21 protein-coding genes are annotated in these 21,701 nt (G+C 65.9%); 14 read left to right on the top strand and 7 right to left on the bottom strand.

Annotation, left to right across the window (positions count from 1 at the left end):
• From VPH47_RS12270 to ykgO, 4 genes are all read right to left on the bottom strand, one after another.
• Window positions 1-888 carry a carbon-nitrogen hydrolase gene (locus VPH47_RS12270; RefSeq protein WP_049397762.1) on the bottom strand — a complete coding sequence of 296 codons (888 nt, stop codon included), beginning with the start codon at window positions 886-888 and terminating at the stop codon, window positions 1-3.
• 113 nt (window positions 889-1,001) lie between these two features.
• Window positions 1,002-2,039, bottom strand: a complete 1,038-nt coding sequence (locus VPH47_RS12265; RefSeq protein ID WP_164161813.1) for an agmatine/peptidylarginine deiminase — start codon at window positions 2,037-2,039, stop codon at window positions 1,002-1,004.
• Window positions 2,040-2,078: 39 nt separating this feature from the next.
• Complete coding sequence (locus VPH47_RS12260; RefSeq protein WP_368850925.1) at window positions 2,079-2,408, bottom strand: hypothetical protein; 330 nt, start codon at window positions 2,406-2,408, stop codon at window positions 2,079-2,081.
• A 146-nt stretch (window positions 2,409-2,554) separates the two neighbouring features.
• Window positions 2,555-2,680 carry a type B 50S ribosomal protein L36 gene (ykgO, locus tag VPH47_RS12255; RefSeq protein WP_005409283.1) on the bottom strand — a complete coding sequence of 42 codons (126 nt, stop codon included), beginning with the start codon at window positions 2,678-2,680 and terminating at the stop codon, window positions 2,555-2,557.
• A gap of 197 nt (window positions 2,681-2,877) precedes the next feature.
• Between ykgO and cmk the strand changes: the two genes are divergently transcribed.
• The 8 genes from cmk to galU all read left to right on the top strand — a co-directional run bounded on the left by cmk (window position 2,878) and on the right by galU (window position 11,162).
• Window positions 2,878-3,555, top strand: coding sequence for a (d)CMP kinase (gene cmk / locus VPH47_RS12250; protein WP_065199123.1), 678 nt, complete (start codon window positions 2,878-2,880; stop codon window positions 3,553-3,555).
• A gap of 198 nt (window positions 3,556-3,753) precedes the next feature.
• Window positions 3,754-5,439, top strand: a complete 1,686-nt coding sequence (gene rpsA, locus VPH47_RS12245; protein ID WP_049447857.1) for a 30S ribosomal protein S1 — start codon at window positions 3,754-3,756, stop codon at window positions 5,437-5,439.
• An 87-nt stretch (window positions 5,440-5,526) separates the two neighbouring features.
• Window positions 5,527-5,832 carry an integration host factor subunit beta gene (locus VPH47_RS12240; RefSeq protein ID WP_005409286.1) on the top strand — a complete coding sequence of 102 codons (306 nt, stop codon included), beginning with the start codon at window positions 5,527-5,529 and terminating at the stop codon, window positions 5,830-5,832.
• Window positions 5,833-5,907: 75 nt separating this feature from the next.
• The gene (locus VPH47_RS12235; protein ID WP_049447858.1) at window positions 5,908-6,192 is read left to right on the top strand and encodes a lipopolysaccharide assembly protein LapA domain-containing protein; all 285 of its coding nucleotides are present in this window, start codon (window positions 5,908-5,910) and stop codon (window positions 6,190-6,192) included.
• 6 nt (window positions 6,193-6,198) lie between these two features.
• On the top strand, window positions 6,199-7,377 hold the full coding sequence (gene lapB / locus VPH47_RS12230; protein WP_110712023.1) for a lipopolysaccharide assembly protein LapB: 1,179 nt from the start codon (window positions 6,199-6,201) through the stop codon (window positions 7,375-7,377).
• Between the two features lie 3 nt (window positions 7,378-7,380).
• Window positions 7,381-8,370, top strand: a complete 990-nt coding sequence (locus tag VPH47_RS12225) for a glycosyltransferase family 4 protein (protein ID WP_180855392.1) — start codon at window positions 7,381-7,383, stop codon at window positions 8,368-8,370.
• Window positions 8,371-8,373: 3 nt separating this feature from the next.
• Window positions 8,374-10,287 (top strand): nucleoside-diphosphate sugar epimerase/dehydratase, encoded by a 1,914-nt coding sequence (locus VPH47_RS12220; protein WP_110712025.1) that lies wholly within the window; start codon window positions 8,374-8,376, stop codon window positions 10,285-10,287.
• A complete protein-coding gene (gene galU, locus VPH47_RS12215; protein ID WP_110712026.1) occupies window positions 10,284-11,162 on the top strand; it encodes a UTP--glucose-1-phosphate uridylyltransferase GalU in 879 nt (292 codons plus the stop codon). The genes VPH47_RS12220 and galU overlap by 4 nt, the downstream gene beginning before the upstream one ends.
• Window positions 11,163-11,784: 622 nt before the next feature.
• On the opposite strand, the gene VPH47_RS12210 is transcribed toward galU, so the two are convergent.
• The 3 genes from VPH47_RS12210 to VPH47_RS12200 all read right to left on the bottom strand — a co-directional run bounded on the left by VPH47_RS12210 (window position 11,785) and on the right by VPH47_RS12200 (window position 16,158).
• Entirely contained in the window at window positions 11,785-12,993 is a 1,209-nt protein-coding gene (locus VPH47_RS12210; protein ID WP_005409292.1) for an acetyl-CoA C-acyltransferase, read from the bottom strand.
• Between the two features lie 99 nt (window positions 12,994-13,092).
• Entirely contained in the window at window positions 13,093-15,465 is a 2,373-nt protein-coding gene (locus VPH47_RS12205; protein ID WP_368850923.1) for a 3-hydroxyacyl-CoA dehydrogenase/enoyl-CoA hydratase family protein, read from the bottom strand.
• Between the two features lie 39 nt (window positions 15,466-15,504).
• Window positions 15,505-16,158 carry a TetR/AcrR family transcriptional regulator gene (locus VPH47_RS12200; protein ID WP_014036900.1) on the bottom strand — a complete coding sequence of 218 codons (654 nt, stop codon included), beginning with the start codon at window positions 16,156-16,158 and terminating at the stop codon, window positions 15,505-15,507.
• Between the two features lie 325 nt (window positions 16,159-16,483).
• Here VPH47_RS12200 and ndk point away from each other — a divergent pair, with 325 nt between their 5' ends.
• From ndk to bamB, 6 genes are all read left to right on the top strand, one after another.
• A complete protein-coding gene (ndk, locus tag VPH47_RS12195) occupies window positions 16,484-16,909 on the top strand; it encodes a nucleoside-diphosphate kinase (RefSeq protein ID WP_008265389.1) in 426 nt (141 codons plus the stop codon).
• Between the two features lie 10 nt (window positions 16,910-16,919).
• Complete coding sequence (gene rlmN, locus VPH47_RS12190) at window positions 16,920-18,125, top strand: 23S rRNA (adenine(2503)-C(2))-methyltransferase RlmN (protein WP_110712028.1); 1,206 nt, start codon at window positions 16,920-16,922, stop codon at window positions 18,123-18,125.
• On the top strand, window positions 18,112-18,897 hold the full coding sequence (gene pilW, locus VPH47_RS12185) for a type IV pilus biogenesis/stability protein PilW (protein ID WP_368850922.1): 786 nt from the start codon (window positions 18,112-18,114) through the stop codon (window positions 18,895-18,897). Before rlmN ends, pilW begins: the two co-directional genes overlap by 14 nt.
• Window positions 18,898-18,915: 18 nt before the next feature.
• Window positions 18,916-19,788 (top strand): RodZ domain-containing protein, encoded by an 873-nt coding sequence (locus VPH47_RS12180; protein WP_164161818.1) that lies wholly within the window; start codon window positions 18,916-18,918, stop codon window positions 19,786-19,788.
• Window positions 19,789-19,853: 65 nt separating this feature from the next.
• Window positions 19,854-20,492, top strand: a complete 639-nt coding sequence (locus VPH47_RS12175; protein WP_094001816.1) for a tetratricopeptide repeat protein — start codon at window positions 19,854-19,856, stop codon at window positions 20,490-20,492.
• Window positions 20,492-21,700: an outer membrane protein assembly factor BamB gene (gene bamB, locus VPH47_RS12170; protein WP_110712031.1), complete on the top strand. Its 1,209-nt coding sequence runs from the start codon at window positions 20,492-20,494 to the stop codon at window positions 21,698-21,700. The genes VPH47_RS12175 and bamB overlap by 1 nt, the downstream gene beginning before the upstream one ends.
• The last annotated feature ends 1 nt before the right edge of the window (window position 21,701 follow it).

The following is a 21,701-nucleotide window of genomic DNA, read 5'->3' as shown; positions in this document are numbered from 1 at the left end:
TCAGTCGATGTAGCGCTTGAGCAGGTCGCCGTAGGCATCGATGCGGCGATCACGCAGGAACGGCCAGATACGGCGCACGTGCTCGCTGCGCTGCAGGTCGACATCGCACAGCAGCACGGTGGCGTCGGTGCCGGCTTCGGCCAGGAACTCGCCCTGCGGGCCCAGTACGTGGCTGTTGCCCCAGAATTGGATGCCCGAAGCACCCAGCGGCGAGGCTTCATGGCCAACGCGGTTGCAGCTCAGCACCGGCAGGCCGTTGGCCACGGCATGGCCGCGGTGACTCAGTACCCAGGCGTCGCGCTGGCGGGTCTTCTCGTCCTGCACATCGTCCGGGTCCCAGCCGATCGCGGTCGGGTACAGCAGCAGCTCGGCGCCGGCCAGCGCCATCAGGCGTGCCGCTTCCGGGTACCACTGGTCCCAGCACACCAGCACGCCGAGGCGGCCCACCGAGGTGTCGATCGGCTTGAAACCGATGTCGCCCGGGGTGAAGTAGAACTTTTCGTAGAAGCCCGGATCGTCCGGGATATGCATCTTGCGGTACTTGCCGAGCAGCGTGCCGTCCTTCTCGAACACCACGGCGGTGTTGTGGTACAGGCCGGCGGCGCGGCGCTCGAACAGCGAGCCGACCAGCACCACGCCATGCTGCTTCGCCAGCGCGCCCAGGCGCTCGGTGCTCGGGCCCGGAATCGGCTCGGCCAGGTCGAACTCGTCCACCGACTCGTGCTGGCAGAAGTACGGGCCATTGTGCAGTTCCTGCAGCAGCACCAGCTTGGCACCCTGCGCAGCCGCCTCGGCCACGCGTGCTTCGATCACCGCCAGGTTGGCGGCGGCATCACCGTGGTTGCGCTCCTGGATCAGGGCGACGGTAAGGGGGCTGCGCGAGTTCATGCGGGGCGTTCCTGCGGGGGAAAACCAGCATGTTAGCGCGGATGGACGGCGACGGCGTGTCGCGCGCTGAATGGGTGCTGGTAGTGCCGGCCAGCGGCCGGCACTACCCATCCTCAGGCCTTCAACAACCCTTCCGGCAGCTGCATGGTGATGCAGTGCAGGCTGCCGTTCTGCCAGATCAGCGAGCGGCAGGGCACCTGCACGATCTCGCGGCCCGGGTGCGCCTGGGCCAGCACATCGCGGGCCAGGTCGTCGGCCGGGTCGCCATAGGCCGGCATCAACACCGCACCATTGACGATCAGGTAGTTGGCGTACGACGCAGCCAGGCGGCGGCCTTCGTCGATCACCGGCTGTGCCCACGGCAGCGGGAACAGGCGGTACGGCTGCCCATCCTTGGTGCGCAGTGCGGCCAGTTCGTTGCCCATCGCCTGCAGTTCGGCGTAGTGCGAGTCGCTCTCGTCGTCACAGGCCTGGTAGACGATGCTGTCGGCCGAGGCGAAGCGGGCGAGGGTGTCGATGTGCGCGTCGGTGTCGTCGCCCTCCAGGTGGCCGTGGTCCAGCCACAGCACGCGGTCCTGCTGCAGCCAGTCGGCCAGGTCGGCGCTCAGGCTGGCGCGGTCGCGGTCCGGGTGGCGCTCGTGCAGGCACTTCCAGGTGGTCAGCAGGGTGCCTTCGCCGTCGGTTTCGATGCCGCCGCCTTCCAGCGCGAACGGGATGCTGCGCACCGGCGCGTCGTTGAACACGCCGGCCTGGTCCAGTACGCCCACCAACTGGTCATCCAGGGTCGCATCGAACTTGCCGCCCCAGCCGGTGAAGCGGAAATCCAGCAGCTGGAAACCGCCGTCGGCGCGGCGCAGGGTGATCGGGCCGGAGTCGCGCAGCCAGGTATCGTCGTAGGCCGCCGTGGTGAAGTGGACCTTGTCCATGTCGATGCGGTTGGAGCGCAGCCGCATCTCGGCATAGGTCTCCACGTCGTCGTCGGCCACGCAGATCAGCACCGGCTGGAAGCGGGTGATGGCCGCGACCAGGGCGATGTAGGTCTCTTCCACCTGGCCCAGGCGGTCGGCCCAGTCGGTGTCGGCGGTGGGCCAGGCAATCAGGACGCCGCTCTGGGCTTCCCACTCGGCAGGAAAACGAAGGGTCTGGTTCATGGTCTCGCTACACAGGCCCGCCCACGGCGGGTAAAGGGATCAACGGATCGGCGGTTTCGGGCCGATTTCGTTCGGGGCCGCCTGGTTGGCCACCACGTCGATCACCTTCTGCTTCTCGAAGTAGACGGTGAACTGCGGGTACACCCAGCGGTTGATGGTCGGCCATTGCCGCTTCTGCCCGCCACGCGGCTGCAGCTGTTCGCTCGGCGCGCCGAACTGCGCCTGCACCTGCTGCATGCTCTGGCCGCGCACGGGCAGAGCACCGGCCGGCTTCTCGCGGGCACGGTCGACAAGCAGGGTATCGGCCAACGCCGGCGTGGCGGCGGCCAGGGTGGCCATCACGGCCAGGGCGGACAGGTAACGCTTCATCTCGATCTACTCCCCAGTGGTCAAGAAAGGCGATTACAGCAAAAACGGCAGGAAAAAGCCGCATAAACAAAAAACCGCCCGAAGGCGGTTTCTTGCATCGGGTCGGCCCCGCGTAGGGCCAGCCGCAGCCGCGAGGGCTGTTGGGCTTAGCGCTGACGCGCCTTGAAACGCGGGTTCGACTTGCAGATGACGAAGATCTTGCCGCGACGACGGACGACCTTGCAGTCGCGGTGACGGGCCTTCGCCGACTTCAGGGAGGACAGGACTTTCATGGCATACCTCGGCGTAAACAGTAGTTGTTCGGGTGGAGCGTGGCCGCGATATGCGAAAGACAATCGGCAGTTGACGCTCGTTCAAGCCCGCCATTCTACCGGGCTTTTCCTCGTGGTTTCAAGTGGTTGCACAAAAGATCCCGCTGGGGGCGTCTGGCAGGGGCTAGAATGACCCCTTCACACGCTCTGGGACCCCCATGAATCCACTCGCTCCCGTCCTGACCATCGACGGCCCATCCGGGGCCGGCAAGGGTACCATCAGCCGCATCGTCGCGCGCCGGATGGGCTGGCATTACCTGGATTCGGGCGCGCTGTACCGGGCGGTGGGCGTGGCCGCCAGCTGGGCCGACATCGATACCTCGGATGCCTCGGCGCTGGTCCGCTGCACCTTCGATACCCACGTTCAGTTTGTCGAGCAGGGCGAGGCCATGCGGGTCATGGTCAACGGCACCGACGCCACCGACGAGCTGCGCCTGGAGACCACCGGCGCGCTGGCCTCGGCCATTGCCGCCATCCCGGAGGTCCGGGCTGCCCTGAAGGAACGCCAGCGCGCATTCAGGGAGCTGCCGGGCCTGGTCGCCGACGGTCGCGACATGGGCACGGTGATCTTCCCGGACGCCCCCTACAAGGTCTTCCTGACCGCCAGTGCCGAGGAGCGCGCCGAGCGCCGGCATAAGCAGTTGAAAGACAAGGGGGTTTCTGTTAACTTTGATGACCTCCTGCGCGAGATCATGGCCCGCGACGCCCGTGATGCTCAGCGTACCGTGGCGCCACTGAAGCCGGCAGACGATGCTGTCCTCATCGACACCACAGGCATCGGCATCGCAGATGTCGTTGCCAGAGTGATGGATCTGCTTCCGGTTCCGGCTGCCTGATCCGTTCGCGCGGGAGCACTGCCAGCAGCATCGGCGGTGGTCGCGCATAGCAGTGCTGTACCAGCTCCGTCGCGCAATGATGCGTGGCGGTTTTCCTACTACACACGACCTGCATTTCCGGGGTCGACCAACAGGCGGGCGGTCGCCATTCCCCTGAAGGGGACGCCACCGACCCATGTGTCCAACAGAGTAAATCTAATGACCGAATCATTTGCCGAACTGTTTGAAGCCAGCCAGGCCAACCTGGCCAAGCTGAAGCCGGGCGCCATCGTCAGCGGTACCGTTGTTGAAGTCCGCGGCGACGTCGTGGTGATCAACGCTGGCCTGAAGTCCGAAGGCATCGTGCCGATCGAACAGTTCCGTAACGACGCTGGCGAAATCGACGTCGCCGAAGGCGACATCGTCAAGGTCGCCCTCGACTCGATCGAGAACGGCTTCGGCGAAACCGTCCTGTCGCGCGAGAAGGCCAAGCGCGCGATGGTGTGGGACGAGCTGGAAGAAGCGTTGGAAAAGAACGAAACCATCACCGGCCGCATCAGCGGCAAGGTCAAGGGTGGTTTCACCGTGGACATCAAGGATGTCCGCGCCTTCCTGCCGGGTTCCCTGGTCGATGTGCGCCCGGTGCGCGATCCGGCCTACCTGGAAGGCAAGGAACTCGAGTTCAAGCTCATCAAGCTGGACCGCAAGCGTAACAACGTCGTGGTCTCGCGCCGCGCTGTCGTCGAAAGCGAGCACTCGGAAGAGCGCGAGCAGCTGATGGACAAGCTGCAGGAAGGCGCGATCCTGAAGGGTGTCGTCAAGAACCTGACCGATTACGGCGCGTTCGTGGACCTGGGCGGTATCGACGGCCTGCTGCACATCACCGACATGGCGTGGAAGCGCGTGCGTCACCCGTCGGAAGTCGTGAACGTCGGCGACGAGCTGGACGTCCGCGTGCTGAAGTTCGACCGCGAGCGCAATCGCGTTTCGCTGGGCCTGAAGCAGCTGGGCGAGGATCCGTGGGACAACATCGGCCGTCGTTACCCGGCCAACAGCCGCGTCTTCGGCAAGGTCTCCAACGTTACCGATTACGGTGCGTTCGTTGAGATCGAGCCGGGCGTCGAAGGCCTGGTGCACGTCTCCGAGATGGATTGGACCAACAAGAACGTCAACCCGTCCAAGGTTGTGCAGGTTGGTGATGAAGTCGAAGTGATGGTGCTGGACGTCGATGAAGAGCGTCGCCGCATCTCGCTGGGCATGAAGCAGGTTGCCGCCAATCCGTGGGAAACCTTCGCTGCCACCCACAAGAAGGGTGACAAGGTGTCGGGCCAGATCAAGTCGATCACCGACTTCGGCATCTTCATCGGCCTGGACGGCGGCATCGACGGCCTGGTTCACCTGTCCGACATCAGCTGGGCCACCACCGGCGAAGACGTCGTTCGCAACTTCAAGAAGGGCGATACCCTGGACGCCGTCGTCCTGGCCGTCGACCCGGAGCGCGAGCGCATCTCCCTGGGCGTGAAGCAGCTGGAGCAGGATCCGTTCGGCCAGTACATGGCTGCCAATCCGAAGGGCTCCAAGGTCGAAGGCGTGGTGAAGGAAGTCGACGCCAAGGGCGCCGTGATCGAACTGGCCGACGGCATCGAAGGCTACGTGTCGGCTCGCGACATCGCCAACGAGCGCGTTGACGACGCTACCCAGCACCTGAAGGTCGGCGACAAGGTCGAAGCCAAGTTCGTGGGCATGGACCGCAAGGGCCGCACCCTGCAGCTGTCGATCAAGGCCAAGGACGACGCGGAAATGCGCGAAGTGCTGGAGGAATACCAGTCCTCTTCGGCATCCAGCGGCACCACCCAGCTGGGCGCGCTGCTGCGTGCACAGCTGAACGGCAACAAGTCCGAGTAATCGGCCTTACGCTGTTCGTTGTTTCCTGGACGGCCCGGGCATTGCCCGGGCCGTTTCAGGCTGAGATGCCCCTGATGTGAGCCGGTAATGACCAAATCCGAACTGATCGAAATCCTTGCGCGCCGCCAGGCGCACCTGAAGGCCGATGATGTCGATCTGGCGGTGAAGTCGTTGCTGGAAATGATGGGCGGCTCGCTGTCCGCCGGGGATCGCATCGAAATCCGCGGTTTTGGCAGCTTCTCGCTGCACTATCGTCCGCCGCGCCTGGGTCGCAACCCCAAGACCGGCGAATCGGTTGCCCTGCCGGGCAAGCACGTCCCCCATTTCAAGCCGGGCAAGGAACTGCGCGAGCGGGTCAGCAGTGTGCTGCCGCTGGACGCCGATCCGGCCTGAGCCCCGTCGCGCCACCGCGTGCGAATCCAGCCGCGAGTCGGATAAGCTACGGACTCCTGCCACTGGAGCTGTCGCATGAAGGTTTTTCGTCTGCTGGTCCTGCTGGCGGTCCTGATCCTTGGGCTGATCATTGGTGCGGTCAACATGACCGCGATGTCGATCAACCTGCTGTTTACCCAATTGAACACGTCCGTCGGTGTGGCGCTGATTGCTGCCCTGCTGATCGGTGTCGTGGTCGGTGCTGGCCTGGTGCTGGTGAGCGTGGTCATTCCGCTTTACAGCCAGTTGCGCCGCGCCAACAAGTCCGTGGCGGCCACGCCGGCCGCGGGTGTTTCCCCCCAATCTTTTGATGGACGTTGATCGAAGATGGATTTCGTCACCGAGTGGTTCTGGTTCTTCCTGTTCGTTCCGTTGGCCGCACTGGCCGGGTGGGTGATCGGGCGACGCGGCGGTCAACGTCACGGTGACAACCAGGTCAGCCGCCTGTCCAGCACCTACTTCCGCGGTCTGAACTACCTGCTCAACGAGCAGCCGGACAAGGCCATCGAGCTGTTCCTGCACATCGCCGAGCTGGACAAGGAAACCTTCGAAACCCAGGTCGCGCTGGGCCACCTGTTCCGCCGTCGTGGTGAAGTGGATCGCGCCATCCGTCTGCATCAGGGCCTGGTCAACCGCCATGACCTGAGCGATGCGCAGCGCGTGCAGGCTCTGCTGGCGCTGGGCGAGGACTACATGAAGTCCGGCCTGCTGGACCGTGCCGAGACCGTGTTCACCGAGCTGGCGCAGCTGGACCAGCGTGCTCCGCAGGCGCTGAAGCATCTGATCGGCATCTACCAGGCCGAGCGTGACTGGGAAAAGGCGATTGACAACGCCACCCGTTTCGAAGAGGTGACCGGCGAGCCGATGGGCAAGCTGATCGGGCAGTTCGAATGCGAGCTGGCCGAGCGTTTCCGCGGTGCCGGCAAGCTGGAAGAGGCGAGGGCGGCGATCGCCCGTGCCTACCAGGCCGACGCCATGTCGGTACGCGCGGGCATCATCGAAGGGCGCCTGGAGACGGATGCGGGCAACGCCGAAGCCGCGGTGCGTGCGTTCGAGCGCGCCGCGCGCAACGACCCCGAGTACCTGCCGGAGCTGCTGCCGGCGTTGATGCAGAACTATCGCAAGGTGGGTGATCTGGGGGGCGCGCGGGCATTCCTGTCGGAGATGACCGAGCACTACCGTGGCATTGCGCCGGTGCTGGCCTTGACCCGCCTGATGGAAGAGCAGGAGGGCGTGGCCCCGGCCCGTGCCTACCTCGGTCGCCAGCTCAAGGATCGTCCGTCGGTGCGTGGCGAGTCCGCGCTGATCGACCTGACGCTGGCCGAGGGCGCCGATTCCACTGCCACCCTGCACGACCTCAAGCACATCACCGACCAGCTGCTGGTGCGCAATCCCGCTTACCGCTGCACCCGCTGTGGTTTCGGTGCGCGCACCCATCACTGGCAGTGCCCGAGCTGCAAGGAGTGGGGCACGGTCAAGCCGCTGCTGAACTACGCGGTGCTCTGATCCATGCCGTGGCTCGTGATGGGCGCGCTGCTGGGGCTGGCCCTGCTGAGTGCGGCGCTGACGTGGGCCGCGCGCGGCTATGCGCTGCGCCAGCAGCTGATGGACCAGCCGGGCGAACGTCGCAGCCATAGCGTGGCGACCCCGCGCGGCGGCGGCATCGCCATTGTCATCAGTCTCCTGGTCACTGCAGGCGTGGCAATGTGGATCTGGCCCGAATCGGCGCCGAGCCTGCTGGTTGCCAGTCTGGGGCTGGTGCTGGTGGCGGGCATCGGCTGGTGGGACGACCACAGGCCGCTGCCGGCCATGCGCCGCCTGCTGGTGCACTTCATCGCTGCCGCCCTGCTGGCCGCATTGGTCAAGCTGCATGGCGGCAGCTGGCTGCTGGCCGCTCTGGTGCTGCTGTTCACCGCTTCGCTGATCAACATCTGGAACTTCATGGATGGGATCAACGGCATCGCCGCCAGCCAGGCCATCGTGGTGGCGCTGGGCCTGGCGCCGGTGCTGCCCTGGCCGTATTCGCTCGCGGCTGTGGCCCTGGGGCTGGCCTGCCTGGGCTTCCTGCCGTTCAACTTCCCGCGGGCGCGGATCTTCATGGGCGATGTCGGAAGTGGCGCGTTGGGCTACGCGGTGGCGGCAGTACTCGCACTGGCCAGCGTGCAGACCGACATCCACTGGATCCTGCTGCTGGTGCCGGCCTCGGCATTCCTCGTGGACGCGGGCTTCACGTTGCTGGCGCGCATCATTTCCGGACAACGCTGGATGGAGCCCCATACCCAGCATGTCTACCAGCGGGCGGTGCAGGCAGGAGCCAGTCATGCCCAGGTCACAGGGATGTACTTTGCTTTGGGCCTGTTCAGTATTACAGTGCTTAATGTCTGCTCCAATTTGCAGCCGAGGTGGGAGGCTGTCGTGGCGATCGCGTGGTTCAGTGCGCTGAGCGCCCTCTGGCTCTTCCTGCGCAATGGATTGCGTCACCGACAAGGAACTACCTGACTTATGGCTTCACCCTGGCGGGACAGAATTCTCGGCGTGATGCCGCGTTCGGCGATCGTCTGCCACGACCTGTTCATGGTCTGGGCATGCTGGCAGCTGCTCCACGCGGGGCGGTACTCGATCCTCCCCAATGCGCCCGAGCTTCCCCTCTGGAATGTCGATACCACGCTGGTGCTGCTGCTGCAGGGGCTGGTGTTCTGGCGTGTCGGCCTCTATCGCGGCCTGTGGCGGTTTGCCAGCGTCAGCGACCTGCTGAACATCTTCAAGGCCAGCTTCATCGGCATGGTCGCCATCGTGCTGGTGCTGATGTGGAAGCGCTTCGATGGCGTGCCGATGTCGGTGCTGGTGATCTACCCGTTTGCGCTGTCGGCGCTGCTGGGCGCGCCGCGGCTGCTCTACCGGGCCTGGAAGGATTACCAGTCGCTGCAATCGGATTCGTCCGCACGGCGGGTGCTGATCCTGGGGGCCGGCCAGGCGGCCGAAACCCTGGTCCGTGACCTGCGCCGCTCCGGCAACTTCGAACCGGTCGGCCTGCTGGATGACGCGCCGCACCTGCGCGGTGCCAAGCTGCAGGGCCTGCCGATCCTCGGCACCCTGGACGATGCGCCGACGGTGGTGCGCGAGACCGCAGCCAAGCTGCTGGTGATCGCCATTCCTTCGCTGGACGCCGCCGGCATGCAGCGGATCGTTGCCATCTGCGAGAGTACGGGCGTGCCGTTCCGTACCGTGCCCAAGCTCAGCGACATCCTGCAGGGCCAGTCGCTGCCGGGGCAGCTGAAGGAAGTGGCGATCGAGGATCTGCTTGGCCGCAAGCCGATCATGCCGGACTGGAACCTGATCCGTGGCTGGCTGGGCGGGCGTACCGTGATGGTCACCGGTGCCGGCGGTTCGATCGGCTCCGAGCTCTGCCGCCAGTGCGCGCGGCATGGTGCCGGCCGCATCATCCTGCTGGAGATCAGCGAACTGCTGCTGCTGACCATCGAAGGCGAGCTGCGGCGCAGCTTCCCCGATGTCGAGATCGAAGCGGTGCTGGGTGACTGCGGTGACCCGGCGGTGATCCGCCACGCCCTGTCGCTGCACCCGGTCGACACCGCCTTCCATGCGGCTGCCTACAAGCACGTGCCGGTGCTGGAGCGCCAGCTGCGCGAAGCGGTGCGCAACAACATCCTGGCCACCGAGAACGTGGCCCGTGCCTGCCTCGAGGCCCGCGTTGAGCACTTCGTGTTCATCTCCACCGACAAGGCGGTCGATCCGGTCAATGCACTGGGTGCGAGCAAACGCTACGCGGAGATGATCTGCCAGAGCCTGGACCAGAAATCCACGCACACCCGTTTCGTCACCGTGCGCTTCGGCAACGTGCTGGCCTCGGCCGGCAGCGTGGTGCCGCTGTTCCGCGAACAGATCCTGCGCGGCGGGCCGGTGACCGTGACCGATCCGGAAGTCAGCCGTTACTTCATGACCATTCCGGAGGCCTGCCAGTTGATCCTGCAGGCTGCCGCGTCCGCGTCGCACGGCGCCATCTATACCCTCGACATGGGCGAGCCGGTACCGATCCGGGTGCTGGCCGAGCAGATGATCCGCCTGGCCGGCAAGCAGCCGTACAAGGACATCCCGATCATCTATACCGGCCTGCGTCCGGGTGAGAAGCTGCACGAGACGCTGTTCTATTCGGACGAGGACTATCGTTCGACGGCACACCCGAAGATTCTCGAGGCCGGTGTGCGCACGTTCGCGCGCGACCTGGTGCTGGGCAATGTCCCGCGCCTGCGCGATGCCGTCGCCGGTTACGACGTGACCACCATCCAGGAAATCCTGTTCGCGACGATGCCGGAGTTCTCTCCGATCGAACAGGATGCTTACATTTCATCCGCTAAAGTCGTGCCTTTTCCGGCACGTGAGGCCAGCAGGCACCAATGAGCAAGCGAATTCGCAAGGCGGTTTTCCCCGTCGCAGGACTGGGGACGCGGTTTTTGCCAGCAACCAAGACGGTTCCGAAGGAGATGCTGCCGATCATTGATCGACCGCTGATCCAGTACGCCGTGGATGAAGCGATCGAAGCGGGCTGCGACACGCTGGTGTTCATCACCAACCGCTACAAGCATGCGGTCGCTGACTATTTCGACAAAGCCTACGAGCTGGAGCAGAAGCTCGAGCGTGCCGGCAAGCAGGAGCAGCTGGAGCTGATCCGCCACGTGCTGCCCAACGGCGTGCGCGCGGTTTTCGTAACCCAGGCCGAAGCGCTGGGCCTGGGTCATGCAGTGCTGTGTGCCAAGGCCGTGATTGGTGACGAGCCGTTCGCGGTGCTGTTGCCGGATGACCTGATCTGGAACCGTGGTGCCGGTGCGCTGAAGCAGATGGCTGACCTCAACGAGGCCAGTGGTGCCAGCGTGATCGCCGTTGAAGACGTGCCGCACGACAAGACTGCCAGCTACGGCATCGTTGCCACTGATGCGTTCGACGGCCGCAAGGGCCGCATTTCGCAGATCGTGGAGAAGCCCAAGCCGGAGGACGCGCCGAGCGATCTGGCGGTGGTTGGCCGTTATGTGCTGAGCCCGAAGATTTTCGAGCTGCTGGAGCAGACCGGCAGTGGTGCCGGTGGCGAGATCCAGCTGACCGATGCGATCGCGCAGCTGCTGAAGACCGAAGAGGTCGATGCCTACCGCTTCGAGGGCACCCGCTTCGACTGCGGTACGCATCTGGGGCTGGTGGAGGCGACGATCCGTTTCGCGTTGGACAACCCGAAGCTGGCCGGCCCGGCGCGGGAGAAACTGACGGCGATGTTGGCGGAATAAGGTTTATCAAGCGCTCCGTCAGCGCCTTCCTGCCAGAGTGGGGAGGCGTGGGCAGTCCGCTGCAGGACACGCCGTAAACCCATCCCTGGGGGCTCGATGGCGCCATCCATGGCGCCAACGGTCCTGCAGCGGACTGCCCACGCCTCTCGACGGTTTCCTGCGAGCGCGGACGGGAAGGGCGGAATCAAGGGCAAGAGCACAAGCAAAAAAGGCAGCCGATGGCTGCCTTTTTTGCTTGTTGGGGTCAGATCCCTTTGCGCCGCAAAGGGCTCTGACCCCAGCCTTTGCTCACCCCTCCGCCGCGTGGAATGTTGGCTGGCACGGGTGGGTGAGGCTGACCGGGACCGTTGGCGCCATGGGTCCAAGGCATGCCTTGGGCGGGTTGGGCAGGACGCCCAACCCCGGTCTTGCCGTGTGCGCAGGACAGCGCACACGAGCAAGGCGCCATCGAGCCCCCAGGGGTGAGGGCGCTTTGCTTGCGAAGCACTGCTTCGCAAGCGCCCGAACGCACAGCCGCCAGCGGCTGGGCCGGACCCCGGAGGGGGGCACGGCGTGTCCCGGGCAGTCTCACCCACCCGGGCCCTGCAGTACGCCGACATCCCGACCGGCAGCGCTCTGAACCTTACAGCGCCTCGAAAATACCCGCCGCGCCCATGCCGGTGCCGATGCACATCGTCACCATGCCGTACTTCTGCTGGCGACGACGCAGGCCGTGCAGCAGGGTCGCGGTACGGATCGCGCCGGTCGCACCCAGCGGGTGGCCCAGGGCGATCGCGCCGCCCAGCGGGTTGACCTTGCTCGGGTCCAGGCCGCAATCGCGGATCACCGCCAGCGACTGTGCGGCGAACGCTTCGTTCAGTTCAATCCAGTCCAGCTGGTCCTGGGTCAGGCCCGCCTGCTTCAGCGCCTTCGGAATCGCGGCGATCGGGCCGATGCCCATCACTTCCGGGCGCACGCCGGCCACCGAGAAGCTGACGAAACGGGCCAGCGGGGTCAGGCCGTAGTCCTTGATCGCCTGTTCCGAGGCCAGCAGCACGGCACCGGCGCCGTCGCTCATCTGCGACGAGTTGCCAGCGGTGACGGTGCCGCCGAACTGGCCGTTGCGGAACACCGGGCGCAGCTTGGCCAGGCCTTCAGCCGAGGAATCCGGGCGCGGGCCTTCGTCGGTGTCGGCGATCTTGTTGCGGGTGATGATGCGCTGGCCATCGGCCAGGTCCGGCAAGTGCGAGACGATCTCGTACGGGCTGATCTCGTCCTTGAACTCGCCGTTCTGGATCGCGGCCATGGCCTTCTGGTGCGAGGCCAGGGCGAAGGCGTCCTGGTCTTCGCGCGAGACCTTCCACTCTTCAGCTACCTTCTCGGCGGTGATGCCCATGCCGTAGGCGATGGCGACGTGGTCGTTGTCGAACACGCTCGGCGCCATCGCGATCTTGTTGCCCATCATCGGCACCATCGACATCGACTCGGTGCCACCGGCCAGCATCAGGTCGGCATTGCCCAGGCGGATCGCGTCGGCGGCCTGCGCCACGGCCTGCAGGCCGGAGGAGCAGAAGCGGTTCACGGTCTGTGCGGCGATGGTGTTCGGCAGGCCGGCCAGCAGCACGCCGATGCGTGCCACGTTCATGCCCTGCTCGGCTTCCGGCATGGCGCAGCCGATGATCGCGTCATCGATCCGGTTGACGTCCACGCCCGGGGCCTGGGCGACGACGCTGCGCAGCACGTGCGCAAGCATGTCGTCGGGGCGGGTGTTGCGGAACATGCCCTTGGGCGCCTTGCCGACCGGGGTACGGGTGGCGGCGACGATGTAGGCGTCCTGGATTTGCTTGGTCATTGCAGTGATCTCTCGAATTGGTTTTGCCGGTGTGCCCACCAAGGTGGGCACCTACCAGAGGCAGAGGGATGCCGGCCAGGGGCCGGCACCCGCCATCAATCAGTTACGCAGCGGCTTGCCGGTCTTCAGCATGTGCGCGATGCGGGCCTGGGTCTTTTCCTGCTGGGCCAGTTCGACGAAGTGCTTGCGCTCCAGGGTCAGCAGCCACTCTTCGTCCACCAGGGTGCCGCGGTCGACCTTGCCGCCGCACAGCACGGTGGCGATGCGCTCGGCGATCTCGTAGTCGTACGGGCTGATGAAACGGCCTTCCAGCATGTTGACCAGCATCATCTTGAAGGTGGCAATACCCACGTCGCCGGCCACCTGGATGCGGCGTGCCGGCAGCGGCGGACGGTAGCCCGATTCGGCCAGGGCGCGCGCTTCGGCCTTGGCGATGTGCAGGGCCTCGTAGCTGTTGAACACCACCTTGTCGGTGCTGCGCAGCAGGCCCAGTTCCTTGGCGTTGACCGCCGAGTTGGAGACCTTGGCCATCGCCACGGTCTCGAAGGTCTTCTTCAGTTCGGCGAACACGTCACCGCCCGGACCGGCGGCCTGCGAGGCGCGCACGGCCAGTTCCTTCAGGCCGCCGCCTGCCGGCAGCAGGCCGACGCCGGCCTCGACCAGGCCGATGTAGCTTTCCAGGAAGGCCACGGTCTTGGCGCTGTGCATCTGGAACTCGCAGCCGCCACCCAGGGCCAGGCCACGCACGGCAGCCACCACCGGCACCAGCGAGTACTTGATGCGCTGGCTGGTGCGCTGGAAGTTGGCGACCATTTCCTCGAACTGGTCGACCTTGCCGGCCTGCAGCAGGCCCAGCGCGCCGGCCAGATCGGCGCCGGCGGAGAAGGGTTCCTTCTGCTGCCAGATCACCAGGCCCTGGAAGTCCTTCTCGGCGCGGCTGACGCATTCCTGCAGACCGTCCAGCACCTGGTCGGACACGGTGTTCATCTTGGTCTTGAAGCTGACCACGGCGATGCCATCACCGTCGTGCCACATGCGCAGGCCGTCGTTCTCGAACACGGTCTCGCCCGGCGCGAACGTCTCGCCCAGCAGCGGATCCGGGAAACGCTGGCGCTGGTACACCGGCAGCGACGAGCGCGGCAGCTTGGCGTTGCGCGACGGGCTGTAGCTGCCTTCGGCGGCATGCACGCCATCGCGGCCATCGAACACCCAGTCCGGCAGCGGGGCGTTGCTCATGCTCTTGCCGGCGACGATGTCATCGGCGATCCACTGCGCGACCTGCTTCCAGCCGGCGGCCTGCCAGGTTTCGAACGGGCCCAGCGACCAGCCGTAGCCCCAGCGGATGGCCAGGTCGACGTCGCGCGCGGTCTCGGCGATGTCGGCCAGGTGGTAGGCGCTGTAGTGGAACAGGTCGCGGAAGGTCGCCCACAGGAACTGCGCCTGCGGGTGCTGGCTCTCGCGCAGCTTGGCGAACTTCTCGGCAGGGTTCCTGATCTTCAGGATCTCGACCACTTCCGGCGCGGCAGCGCGATCAGCCGGACGGTAGTCCTGCTTCTCCAGGTCCAGCACCACGATGTCCTTGCCGACCTTGCGGAAGATGCCGGCGCCGGTCTTCTGGCCCAGCGCGCCCTTGGAAATCAGCGCGTCCAGCCACTTCGGCGACTTGAAGAATTCATGCCACGGGTCGTTCGGCAGGGTATCGCCCATGGTCTTGATGACGTGCGCCATGGTGTCCAGGCCGACCACGTCGGAGGTGCGGTAGGTGGCCGACTTCGGGCGGCCGACCAGCGGGCCGGTCAGGCCGTCCACTTCATCGAAGCCCAGGCCGAACTGCTGGGTGTGGTGGATGGTGGACAGGATCGAGAACACGCCGATGCGGTTGCCGATGAAGTTCGGGGTGTCCTTGGCGTACACCACGCCCTTGCCCAGGGTGGTGACCAGGAATTCTTCCAGGCCTTCCAGCACGGCGGCGTCGGTGGTGGTGGCCGGGATCAGCTCGGCCAGGTGCATGTAGCGCGGCGGATTGAAGAAGTGCACGCCGCAGAAGCGGTGGCGCAGCTGCTCGGGCAGCACGTCGGCCAGCTTGTTGATGCCCAGGCCCGAGGTATTGGAGGCCAGCACCGCGTGGTCGGCCACGAACGGCGCGATCTTCTTGTACAGGTCCTGCTTCCAGTCCATGCGCTCGGCGATGGCCTCGATGATCAGGTCGCAGTCCTTCAGCTGCTCCAGGCCGGACTCGTAGTTGGCCGGAGTGATGGCTTCGGCCAGCGACTTGCTGGCCAGCGGCGCCGGGCTCAGCTTGCCCAGGTTGGCGATCGCCTTCAGCACGATGCCGTCGGCCGGACCTTCCTTGGCGGGCAGGTCGAACAGCACGGTGTCGACGCCAGCGTTGGTGAGGTGGGCGGCGATCTGGGCACCCATGACGCCGGCACCCAGCACGGCGGCGCGGCGGACTAGCAGGGAATTGGACATGGTGTAGGGCCTTTGTTGGTCAGCAGTTACTGGGTGGAATCAAAGGGAAGCGGGCAGGGCGCTGGCGCGAGCGGCGGCGCGGAACCCGGCTTCGGCGAAATGGATCAGTTCGTGGGCGGCATGGGCACGATGCGCCGCTTCGGTGACACCGGCGGGACGCTTGATCAGCCCGAAGTCGGCCATGGCATAGGTGAGCGAGCCGGCCAGGAAATCCAGGCGCCAGTACAGCTCTTCCTTGCTCAGGTCGGGCACGCACTCGCCGATGGCCTTGCCGAACGCGCGCAGCACGTGGCCGTAGTGGTCGGACAGGAACTTGCGCAGGTTGTCGTTCTTCTCGGCGTAGGCGCGGGCGATCACGCGCACGAAGGCGCCGCCGTTCTGGCGGTCCTGGGCCAGCGCCAACGCCGGTTCGACGAAGGCGGCCAGCACCGGGCGCAGCTGCCCGGGGTGTTCGCTGCGGGCGCGCTCGAGCTGCGCCAGACGCGCGCCGGTCATCTCGTCCATGCGGCGGCGGAACACCTCGTTGACCAGGTTTTCCTTGGAGCCGAAGTGGTAGTTGACCGCAGCGATGTTGACGTCGGCCTGGCTGGTCACCTGGCGCAGCGAAGTGCCGGCGAAGCCGTGCTGTGCGAACAGCTCCTCGGCCGCGCCGAGAATGCGGTCCTTGGTCGAGAAGTGGGCGGGTTTGGCCATCGGCGGGCGGACCTTAATCAAACGATTGTTTGATACTAGGACCAGACGGTAGCGTATGGCATTTTGCAGTGCAGCAAAATTGCCAGCAGCGGTCAGAATCCGCTCAGGTGGGTGAATGGGCGCAAAGGGTAGTGCCGGCCGCTGGCCGGCAACCGCGGGCAGCCCATGGGGCACCAGCCTGCCGGCCAGCGGCCGGCACTACCACCCTGCCGCTTTATCTTTTACAATTCGCCTACGTTTATCAGGCTAAGCCCGCGTCCCGACGCGGGTTTTTTTCATGTTACCCTTCGGGCCATCAGCGGCCCGATTCCATTGGAGACATCCCATGGCGCTGGAGCGCACCCTTTCGATCATCAAGCCGGACGCCGTTGCCAAGAACGTCATCGGCGAAATCTACGCCCGCTTCGAGAAGGCCGGCCTGAAGGTCGTGGCCGCCAAGTACAAGCAGCTGTCGCGCCGTGAAGCCGAAGGCTTCTACGCCGTGCACCGCGAGCGTCCGTTCTTCAACGCGCTGGTCGAGTTCATGATCTCCGGCCCGGTGATGATCCAGGCCCTGGAAGGCGAGAACGCCGTCCTGGCCCACCGCGACCTGCTGGGCGCCACCAACCCGAAGGAAGCCGCTGCGGGCACCATCCGCGCCGACTTCGCCGAATCCATCGATGCCAACGCCGCCCACGGCTCGGACTCGGTCGAGAATGCCGCGATTGAAATCGCCTACTTCTTCGCCGCCACCGAAGTCGTCTCGCGCTGAGAGTAATGCCGTGAACGAGGTCGTACAGTCCCCCGCCATCCAGCCGCTGCCGAAGTCGGCACCCACGGCTGGCAAGCAGAACCTGCTCGACCTCGATCGCGCGGGCCTGGAGAAGTTTTTCGTCGACGTCCTCGGCGAAAAGAAGTTCCGTGCCCATCAGGTGATGAAGTGGATCCACCATCGCTACGTCACCGACTTCGATGAAATGACCGACCTCGGCAAGGTCCTGCGCGCCAAGCTGCAGGCCCATGCCGAGGTGCTGGTTCCCAACATCGTGTTCGACAAGCCCTCCGCCGACGGCACCCACAAGTGGCTGCTGGCGATGGGCGTGGATGGCAAGAACGCCATCGAGACCGTGTACATCCCGGACAAGACCCGCGGCACGCTGTGCGTGTCCTCGCAGGTCGGTTGCGGCCTGAACTGCACGTTCTGCTCCACCGCCACCCAGGGCTTCAACCGCAACCTGACCACCGCCGAGATCATCGGCCAGGTGTGGGTTGCCGCACGCCACCTGGGCAACGTGCCGCACCAGATGCGCCGCCTCACCAACGTGGTGATGATGGGCATGGGCGAGCCGCTGATGAATTTCGACAACGTCGTGCGCGCCATGAGCGTGATGCGCGACGATCTGGGCTACGGCCTGGCCAACAAGCGCGTGACCCTGTCGACCTCCGGCCTGGTGCCGCAGATCGACCGCCTGTCTGCCGAAAGCGACGTGTCGCTGGCGGTGTCGCTGCATGCGCCCAACGATGCGCTGCGCGAGACGCTGGTGCCGCTCAACAAGAAGTATCCGATCGCCGAGCTGATGGCCTCGTGCGCACGCTACCTGCGCGCCAACAAGCGCCGCGAATCGGTCACCTTCGAATACACCCTGATGAAGGGCATCAACGACAAGCCCGAGCATGCCCGCGAGTTGGCCCGGCTGATGCGCCAGTTCGACAACGCGGTGCAGGCCAAGGATTCGGGCAAGGTCAACCTGATTCCGTTCAATCCTTTCCCGGGTACTCGCTACGAGCGTTCGGAAGAAGCGCACATCCGTGCCTTCCAGAAGATCCTGCTGGACAGCAATGTGCTGACCATGGTCCGCCGCACCCGTGGCGACGACATCGACGCCGCCTGTGGCCAGCTCAAGGGCCAGGTGATGGACCGCACCCGCCGCCAGGCGGAGTTCAACAAGTCGCTGCAGGCGGGGAAGGGGAGCGATGCCGCGGCCTGACCGCCTCTGGCTGGTCCTGCTCGCAGGCGTGCTGGCCGTTTCGGTCGGCGGCTGCAAATCCCACTCCAAGGCCAAGGTGGGCCCCAGCATGGCGCCGGTGTACTCGGTCCGTGATCCGGACAGCGTACGCCGCCAGGTGCGCTGGCAGGATCTGCTGGCCCTGGCAGCCCGCGACATGCAGGTTGGCAACCTCGACGCCGCCGAGCGCAAGGTCCGCGAGGCGCAGAAACTGGCCCCGGATGCGCCGGACGGCCTGGTGCTGCTGGCCGGCATCGACGAACGCCGCGGCCGTATCCAGCAGGCCGGCGAGAACTTCCGCAGGGCTGCCGAGCTGGCGCCGCAGCGCGGCGACATCCTCAACAACTACGGTGCCTGGCTGTGCCAGCAGGGCCGACCGGCCGAATCGCTGATATGGTTCGACCGTGCGCTGCAGGCGCCGGGCTATGCCACGCCGGCCGAAGCACAGGCGAATGCCGGCGGCTGCGCGCTGGACGCGGGCCAGTTCGAGCGTGCCGAGCGCGACCTGCGCGCGGCACTGGCGACACTGCCCGGCAACCCCGTTGCGCTGGAGGCGATGGCCCAGCTGAGCTACCGCCAGGGCCGCTACATGGAGGCCCGGGCCTTCGCCGAACGTAGGATTGCGGCTGCACCCGCAACGCGTTCCGTGTTACAACTTGCGTCTCAAATCGAAGCGCGGCTGGGCGATCGGGCGGCATCTGATCGTTATCTTCAGCGGATTCGACAGGAATTTCCGCAGGAAGCGGGCTCCTAACTCCAGGGTTGATGCATTGTGATTGATGACCAGACTGTGAGCGCTCTCGAGACTGCGGCCGGCTGCGGCACCCGCCTGCGCCAGGCCCGCGAGGCGGCCGGACTGACCCTCGAAGATGTCGGCTCGCGCCTGCGCATGCCGGTCCAGGTGGTCAGGTCGCTGGAAGAAGAACAATGGCAGAAGCTCGGCGCGCCGGTGTTCGTGCGCGGCCAGCTGCGCAGCTATGCGCGCCTGCTCAACGTGGACGTGGGGCAGCTGCTGGAGCAGGCCCAGGTCGGGCCGGTGGTTCCGCCCACCCTGGTCAGCCATACCCATACCCCGCGCGCGCGCCGTATTGCCGAGAACCTCGGTCGGCGCATGCTCTATGTCGGCATCACCGCGGTGCTGGCCGTGCCGGTGTGGTTCGCCACCCGTGGTCACTTCGATGGCAGCGCCACCCCGTCGCCAAGCACCGCCTCGCTGGACGCGATCCCGGCTGCGGTGCCGGTGACCCCGTCCGCCGCAGGCGTGGAGCCGGCAGCGCCGGCTGACGTGGCCAGCGCTCCGGCCAGCAAGCCGGCCGCGACCCCGTACGTGGCCTCGCTGGCCCCGGTGCCGCGTTCGGCGCCCGCGCCGGCCGCGGTCGGCAACACGCTGGAGATGCAGTTCAGCGGCGACAGCTGGGTCGATATCGGCGGCCCGGATGGTGCCACCGTCGAGAAGGCGCTGATCAAGTCCGGCGAAAGCCGCAGCTTCACTCCGGGCCAGGTAACCCGGGTGACCCTGGGCAACGCCTCGGCGGTCCAGGTTCAGCAGAACGGCGCTATCGTCGATCTGACCCCCTACCAGCGAGCCAACGTGGCACGCTTTCAGGTATCCTCTGAAGGCTCCGTAGTCCCGGTTTCGCACTGAGGCGCGGTTTCACCACCTTCGATTAAACCCAATGGTCCCTCCCGACGGGCGGGGCGAGAGTACGCATGGCGATCGACGATCTGCTCGACGAGCACGAACAAAGTGAACGCGTCCGCAGCTGGCTGCGGAAGAATGGCGCCAGCATCCTCGGTGGCGTAGCCATCGCGATCGGTGCCATTGCCGGCTGGCAGTGGTACCAGAAGGATCAGGGCGGCAAGCTGGCCTCGGCCAATGTCGAGTACCAGAAGGCGCTGGTCGGCCTGCAGCAGAACAAGCTCGACGATGCCGCCAAGGCCGTGAAGGCGCTTGAGGCCGGCCCGTCCAGCATCTACGGCGACCTTGCGGCGCTGCAGCTGGCCAAGGCCCAGGTCGACGCCGGCAAGAATGAAGAAGCGCTGGCCACCCTGCGCGGCGTGAAGGTCGAAGGTGACCTGCAGCGCGTGGTCGACCAGCGTGTGGCTCGCCTGCTGGTGGCCACCGGCAAGAGCGACGAAGCCATCAAGCTGCTGGGCAGCGCCACCGACAGCAGCAGCCTGGAAATCCATGGCGATGCGCTGCTGGCGCAGGGCAAGCGTGATGATGCCCGTGCACAGTACGAGAAGGCGCTGAAGTCGCTGGATGTGGCAGCGCCGCAGCGGCGCCTGCTGGAAACCAAGGTTATGGATGCCGGCGGCACGGTCGCCGCCCCTGCGGAGTCGGTTTGATGAGTCAGAAGGTCATGATCACCCGCGTCGCCACCGTGCTCCTGATGGGCATGGCCCTGACCGGCTGCAGCACCATGAAGGGCTGGTTCGCCGGCAAGGACGCGGCGGCGAAGAAGGCCCAGGAGCCGGCTGAGCTTGTCAAGTTCGAGCCGAGCGTGAAGGTCAACAAGATCTGGTCGGTCAACCTCGGCAAGGGTGAGCGCCGCATCGGCGTGCGCCAGGGCCCGGCCGTGGCCAACGGCCATGTGTTCGCTGCGGCGATCACCGGTGGCGTGCACGCCATCGACCTGCAGACCGGCAAGAAGGTCTGGACCTGGGAGCCGCAGAAGGAAAAGAAGAAGCCGAAGCTGCGCCTGTCCGGCGGCCCGGGTGTCGGTGAGAACCTGGTCGTGATCGGCACGCTGGATGGCCAGGTCATTGCCCTGGACATCAACGATGGCAGCGAGAAGTGGCGCGCCCGTGTTCCGGGTGAAGTGATTGCCGCACCGGCCGTGGCCCAGGGCCTGGTCTTCGTGCGCAGCAACGATGGCCGCGTCACCGGTTTCGATGCTGGCAACGGCACCCAGAAGTGGTTCAACCCGAGCGAACTGCCGGCGCTGACCGTGCGCGGCAACGCCCCGGTGGTCACCGGCCCGGGCGTGCTGTTCATCGGCAAGGACGAAGGCGCGGTTGCCGCGCTCGCCATGCAGGATGGGCGTACCCTGTGGGAGCAGAACCTCGGCAACGGCGAAGGCCGTACCGAGCTGGAGCGCATGGCCGACGTCGATGGCGCCCCGGTGCTGGAGGGCAACACCCTCTTCGTGAGCAGCTTCAAGAACCAGACCATGGCCATTGAAGGCCCGACCGGTCGCCCGCTGTGGGCGCGCGACCATGGCGGTGCAGGTGGTGTGGCGGTGTCGTCGGGCAATGTGTTCGTTACCGACAACAAGGGTGGCGTGTTCGGCCTGGACAAGGCGACCGGCGCAGCCATGTGGTCGCAGACCGAGCTGGCGCGTCGTTCGCTGACCGGCCCGGCTCTGCAGGGTGATTACGTGGTCGTCGGCGACTACAAGGGATACGTGCACTGGCTGAAGACCTCCGATGGTGCGATGGCGGCACGGGCGAAGAGCGGCGGCGACGCCCTGTTGGCCCAGCCAGTCGTCGTAGACGGGGTGCTGCTGGTGCAGAACGTTGATGGCAAGCTGACCGCCTTCCGGTTGGCAAATTAAA

Source organism: Stenotrophomonas sp. WED208 (assembly GCF_040984485.1).
GTDB lineage: Bacteria > Pseudomonadota > Gammaproteobacteria > Xanthomonadales > Xanthomonadaceae > Stenotrophomonas > Stenotrophomonas riyadhensis.
The sequence above is the reverse complement of the archived record's forward strand: the minus strand, read 5'-3'. Positions and strand labels throughout refer to the sequence as shown.

Coding starts and splice junctions, on each gene's coding strand:
- VPH47_RS12270 (WP_049397762.1), bottom strand. CDS start 888: ATGAACTCGCGCAGCCCCCTTACCGTCGCCCTGATCCAGGAGCGCAAC.
- VPH47_RS12265 (WP_164161813.1), bottom strand. CDS start 2,039: ATGAACCAGACCCTTCGTTTTCCTGCCGAGTGGGAAGCCCAGAGCGGC.
- VPH47_RS12260 (WP_368850925.1), bottom strand. CDS start 2,408: ATGAAGCGTTACCTGTCCGCCCTGGCCGTGATGGCCACCCTGGCCGCC.
- ykgO (WP_005409283.1), bottom strand. CDS start 2,680: ATGAAAGTCCTGTCCTCCCTGAAGTCGGCGAAGGCCCGTCACCGCGAC.
- cmk (WP_065199123.1), top strand. CDS start 2,878: ATGAATCCACTCGCTCCCGTCCTGACCATCGACGGCCCATCCGGGGCC.
- rpsA (WP_049447857.1), top strand. CDS start 3,754: ATGACCGAATCATTTGCCGAACTGTTTGAAGCCAGCCAGGCCAACCTG.
- VPH47_RS12240 (WP_005409286.1), top strand. CDS start 5,527: ATGACCAAATCCGAACTGATCGAAATCCTTGCGCGCCGCCAGGCGCAC.
- VPH47_RS12235 (WP_049447858.1), top strand. CDS start 5,908: ATGAAGGTTTTTCGTCTGCTGGTCCTGCTGGCGGTCCTGATCCTTGGG.
- lapB (WP_110712023.1), top strand. CDS start 6,199: ATGGATTTCGTCACCGAGTGGTTCTGGTTCTTCCTGTTCGTTCCGTTG.
- VPH47_RS12225 (WP_180855392.1), top strand. CDS start 7,381: ATGCCGTGGCTCGTGATGGGCGCGCTGCTGGGGCTGGCCCTGCTGAGT.
- VPH47_RS12220 (WP_110712025.1), top strand. CDS start 8,374: ATGGCTTCACCCTGGCGGGACAGAATTCTCGGCGTGATGCCGCGTTCG.
- galU (WP_110712026.1), top strand. CDS start 10,284: ATGAGCAAGCGAATTCGCAAGGCGGTTTTCCCCGTCGCAGGACTGGGG.
- VPH47_RS12210 (WP_005409292.1), bottom strand. CDS start 12,993: ATGACCAAGCAAATCCAGGACGCCTACATCGTCGCCGCCACCCGTACC.
- VPH47_RS12205 (WP_368850923.1), bottom strand. CDS start 15,465: ATGTCCAATTCCCTGCTAGTCCGCCGCGCCGCCGTGCTGGGTGCCGGC.
- VPH47_RS12200 (WP_014036900.1), bottom strand. CDS start 16,158: ATGGCCAAACCCGCCCACTTCTCGACCAAGGACCGCATTCTCGGCGCG.
- ndk (WP_008265389.1), top strand. CDS start 16,484: ATGGCGCTGGAGCGCACCCTTTCGATCATCAAGCCGGACGCCGTTGCC.
- pilW (WP_368850922.1), top strand. CDS start 18,112: ATGCCGCGGCCTGACCGCCTCTGGCTGGTCCTGCTCGCAGGCGTGCTG.
- VPH47_RS12175 (WP_094001816.1), top strand. CDS start 19,854: ATGGCGATCGACGATCTGCTCGACGAGCACGAACAAAGTGAACGCGTC.
- bamB (WP_110712031.1), top strand. CDS start 20,492: ATGAGTCAGAAGGTCATGATCACCCGCGTCGCCACCGTGCTCCTGATG.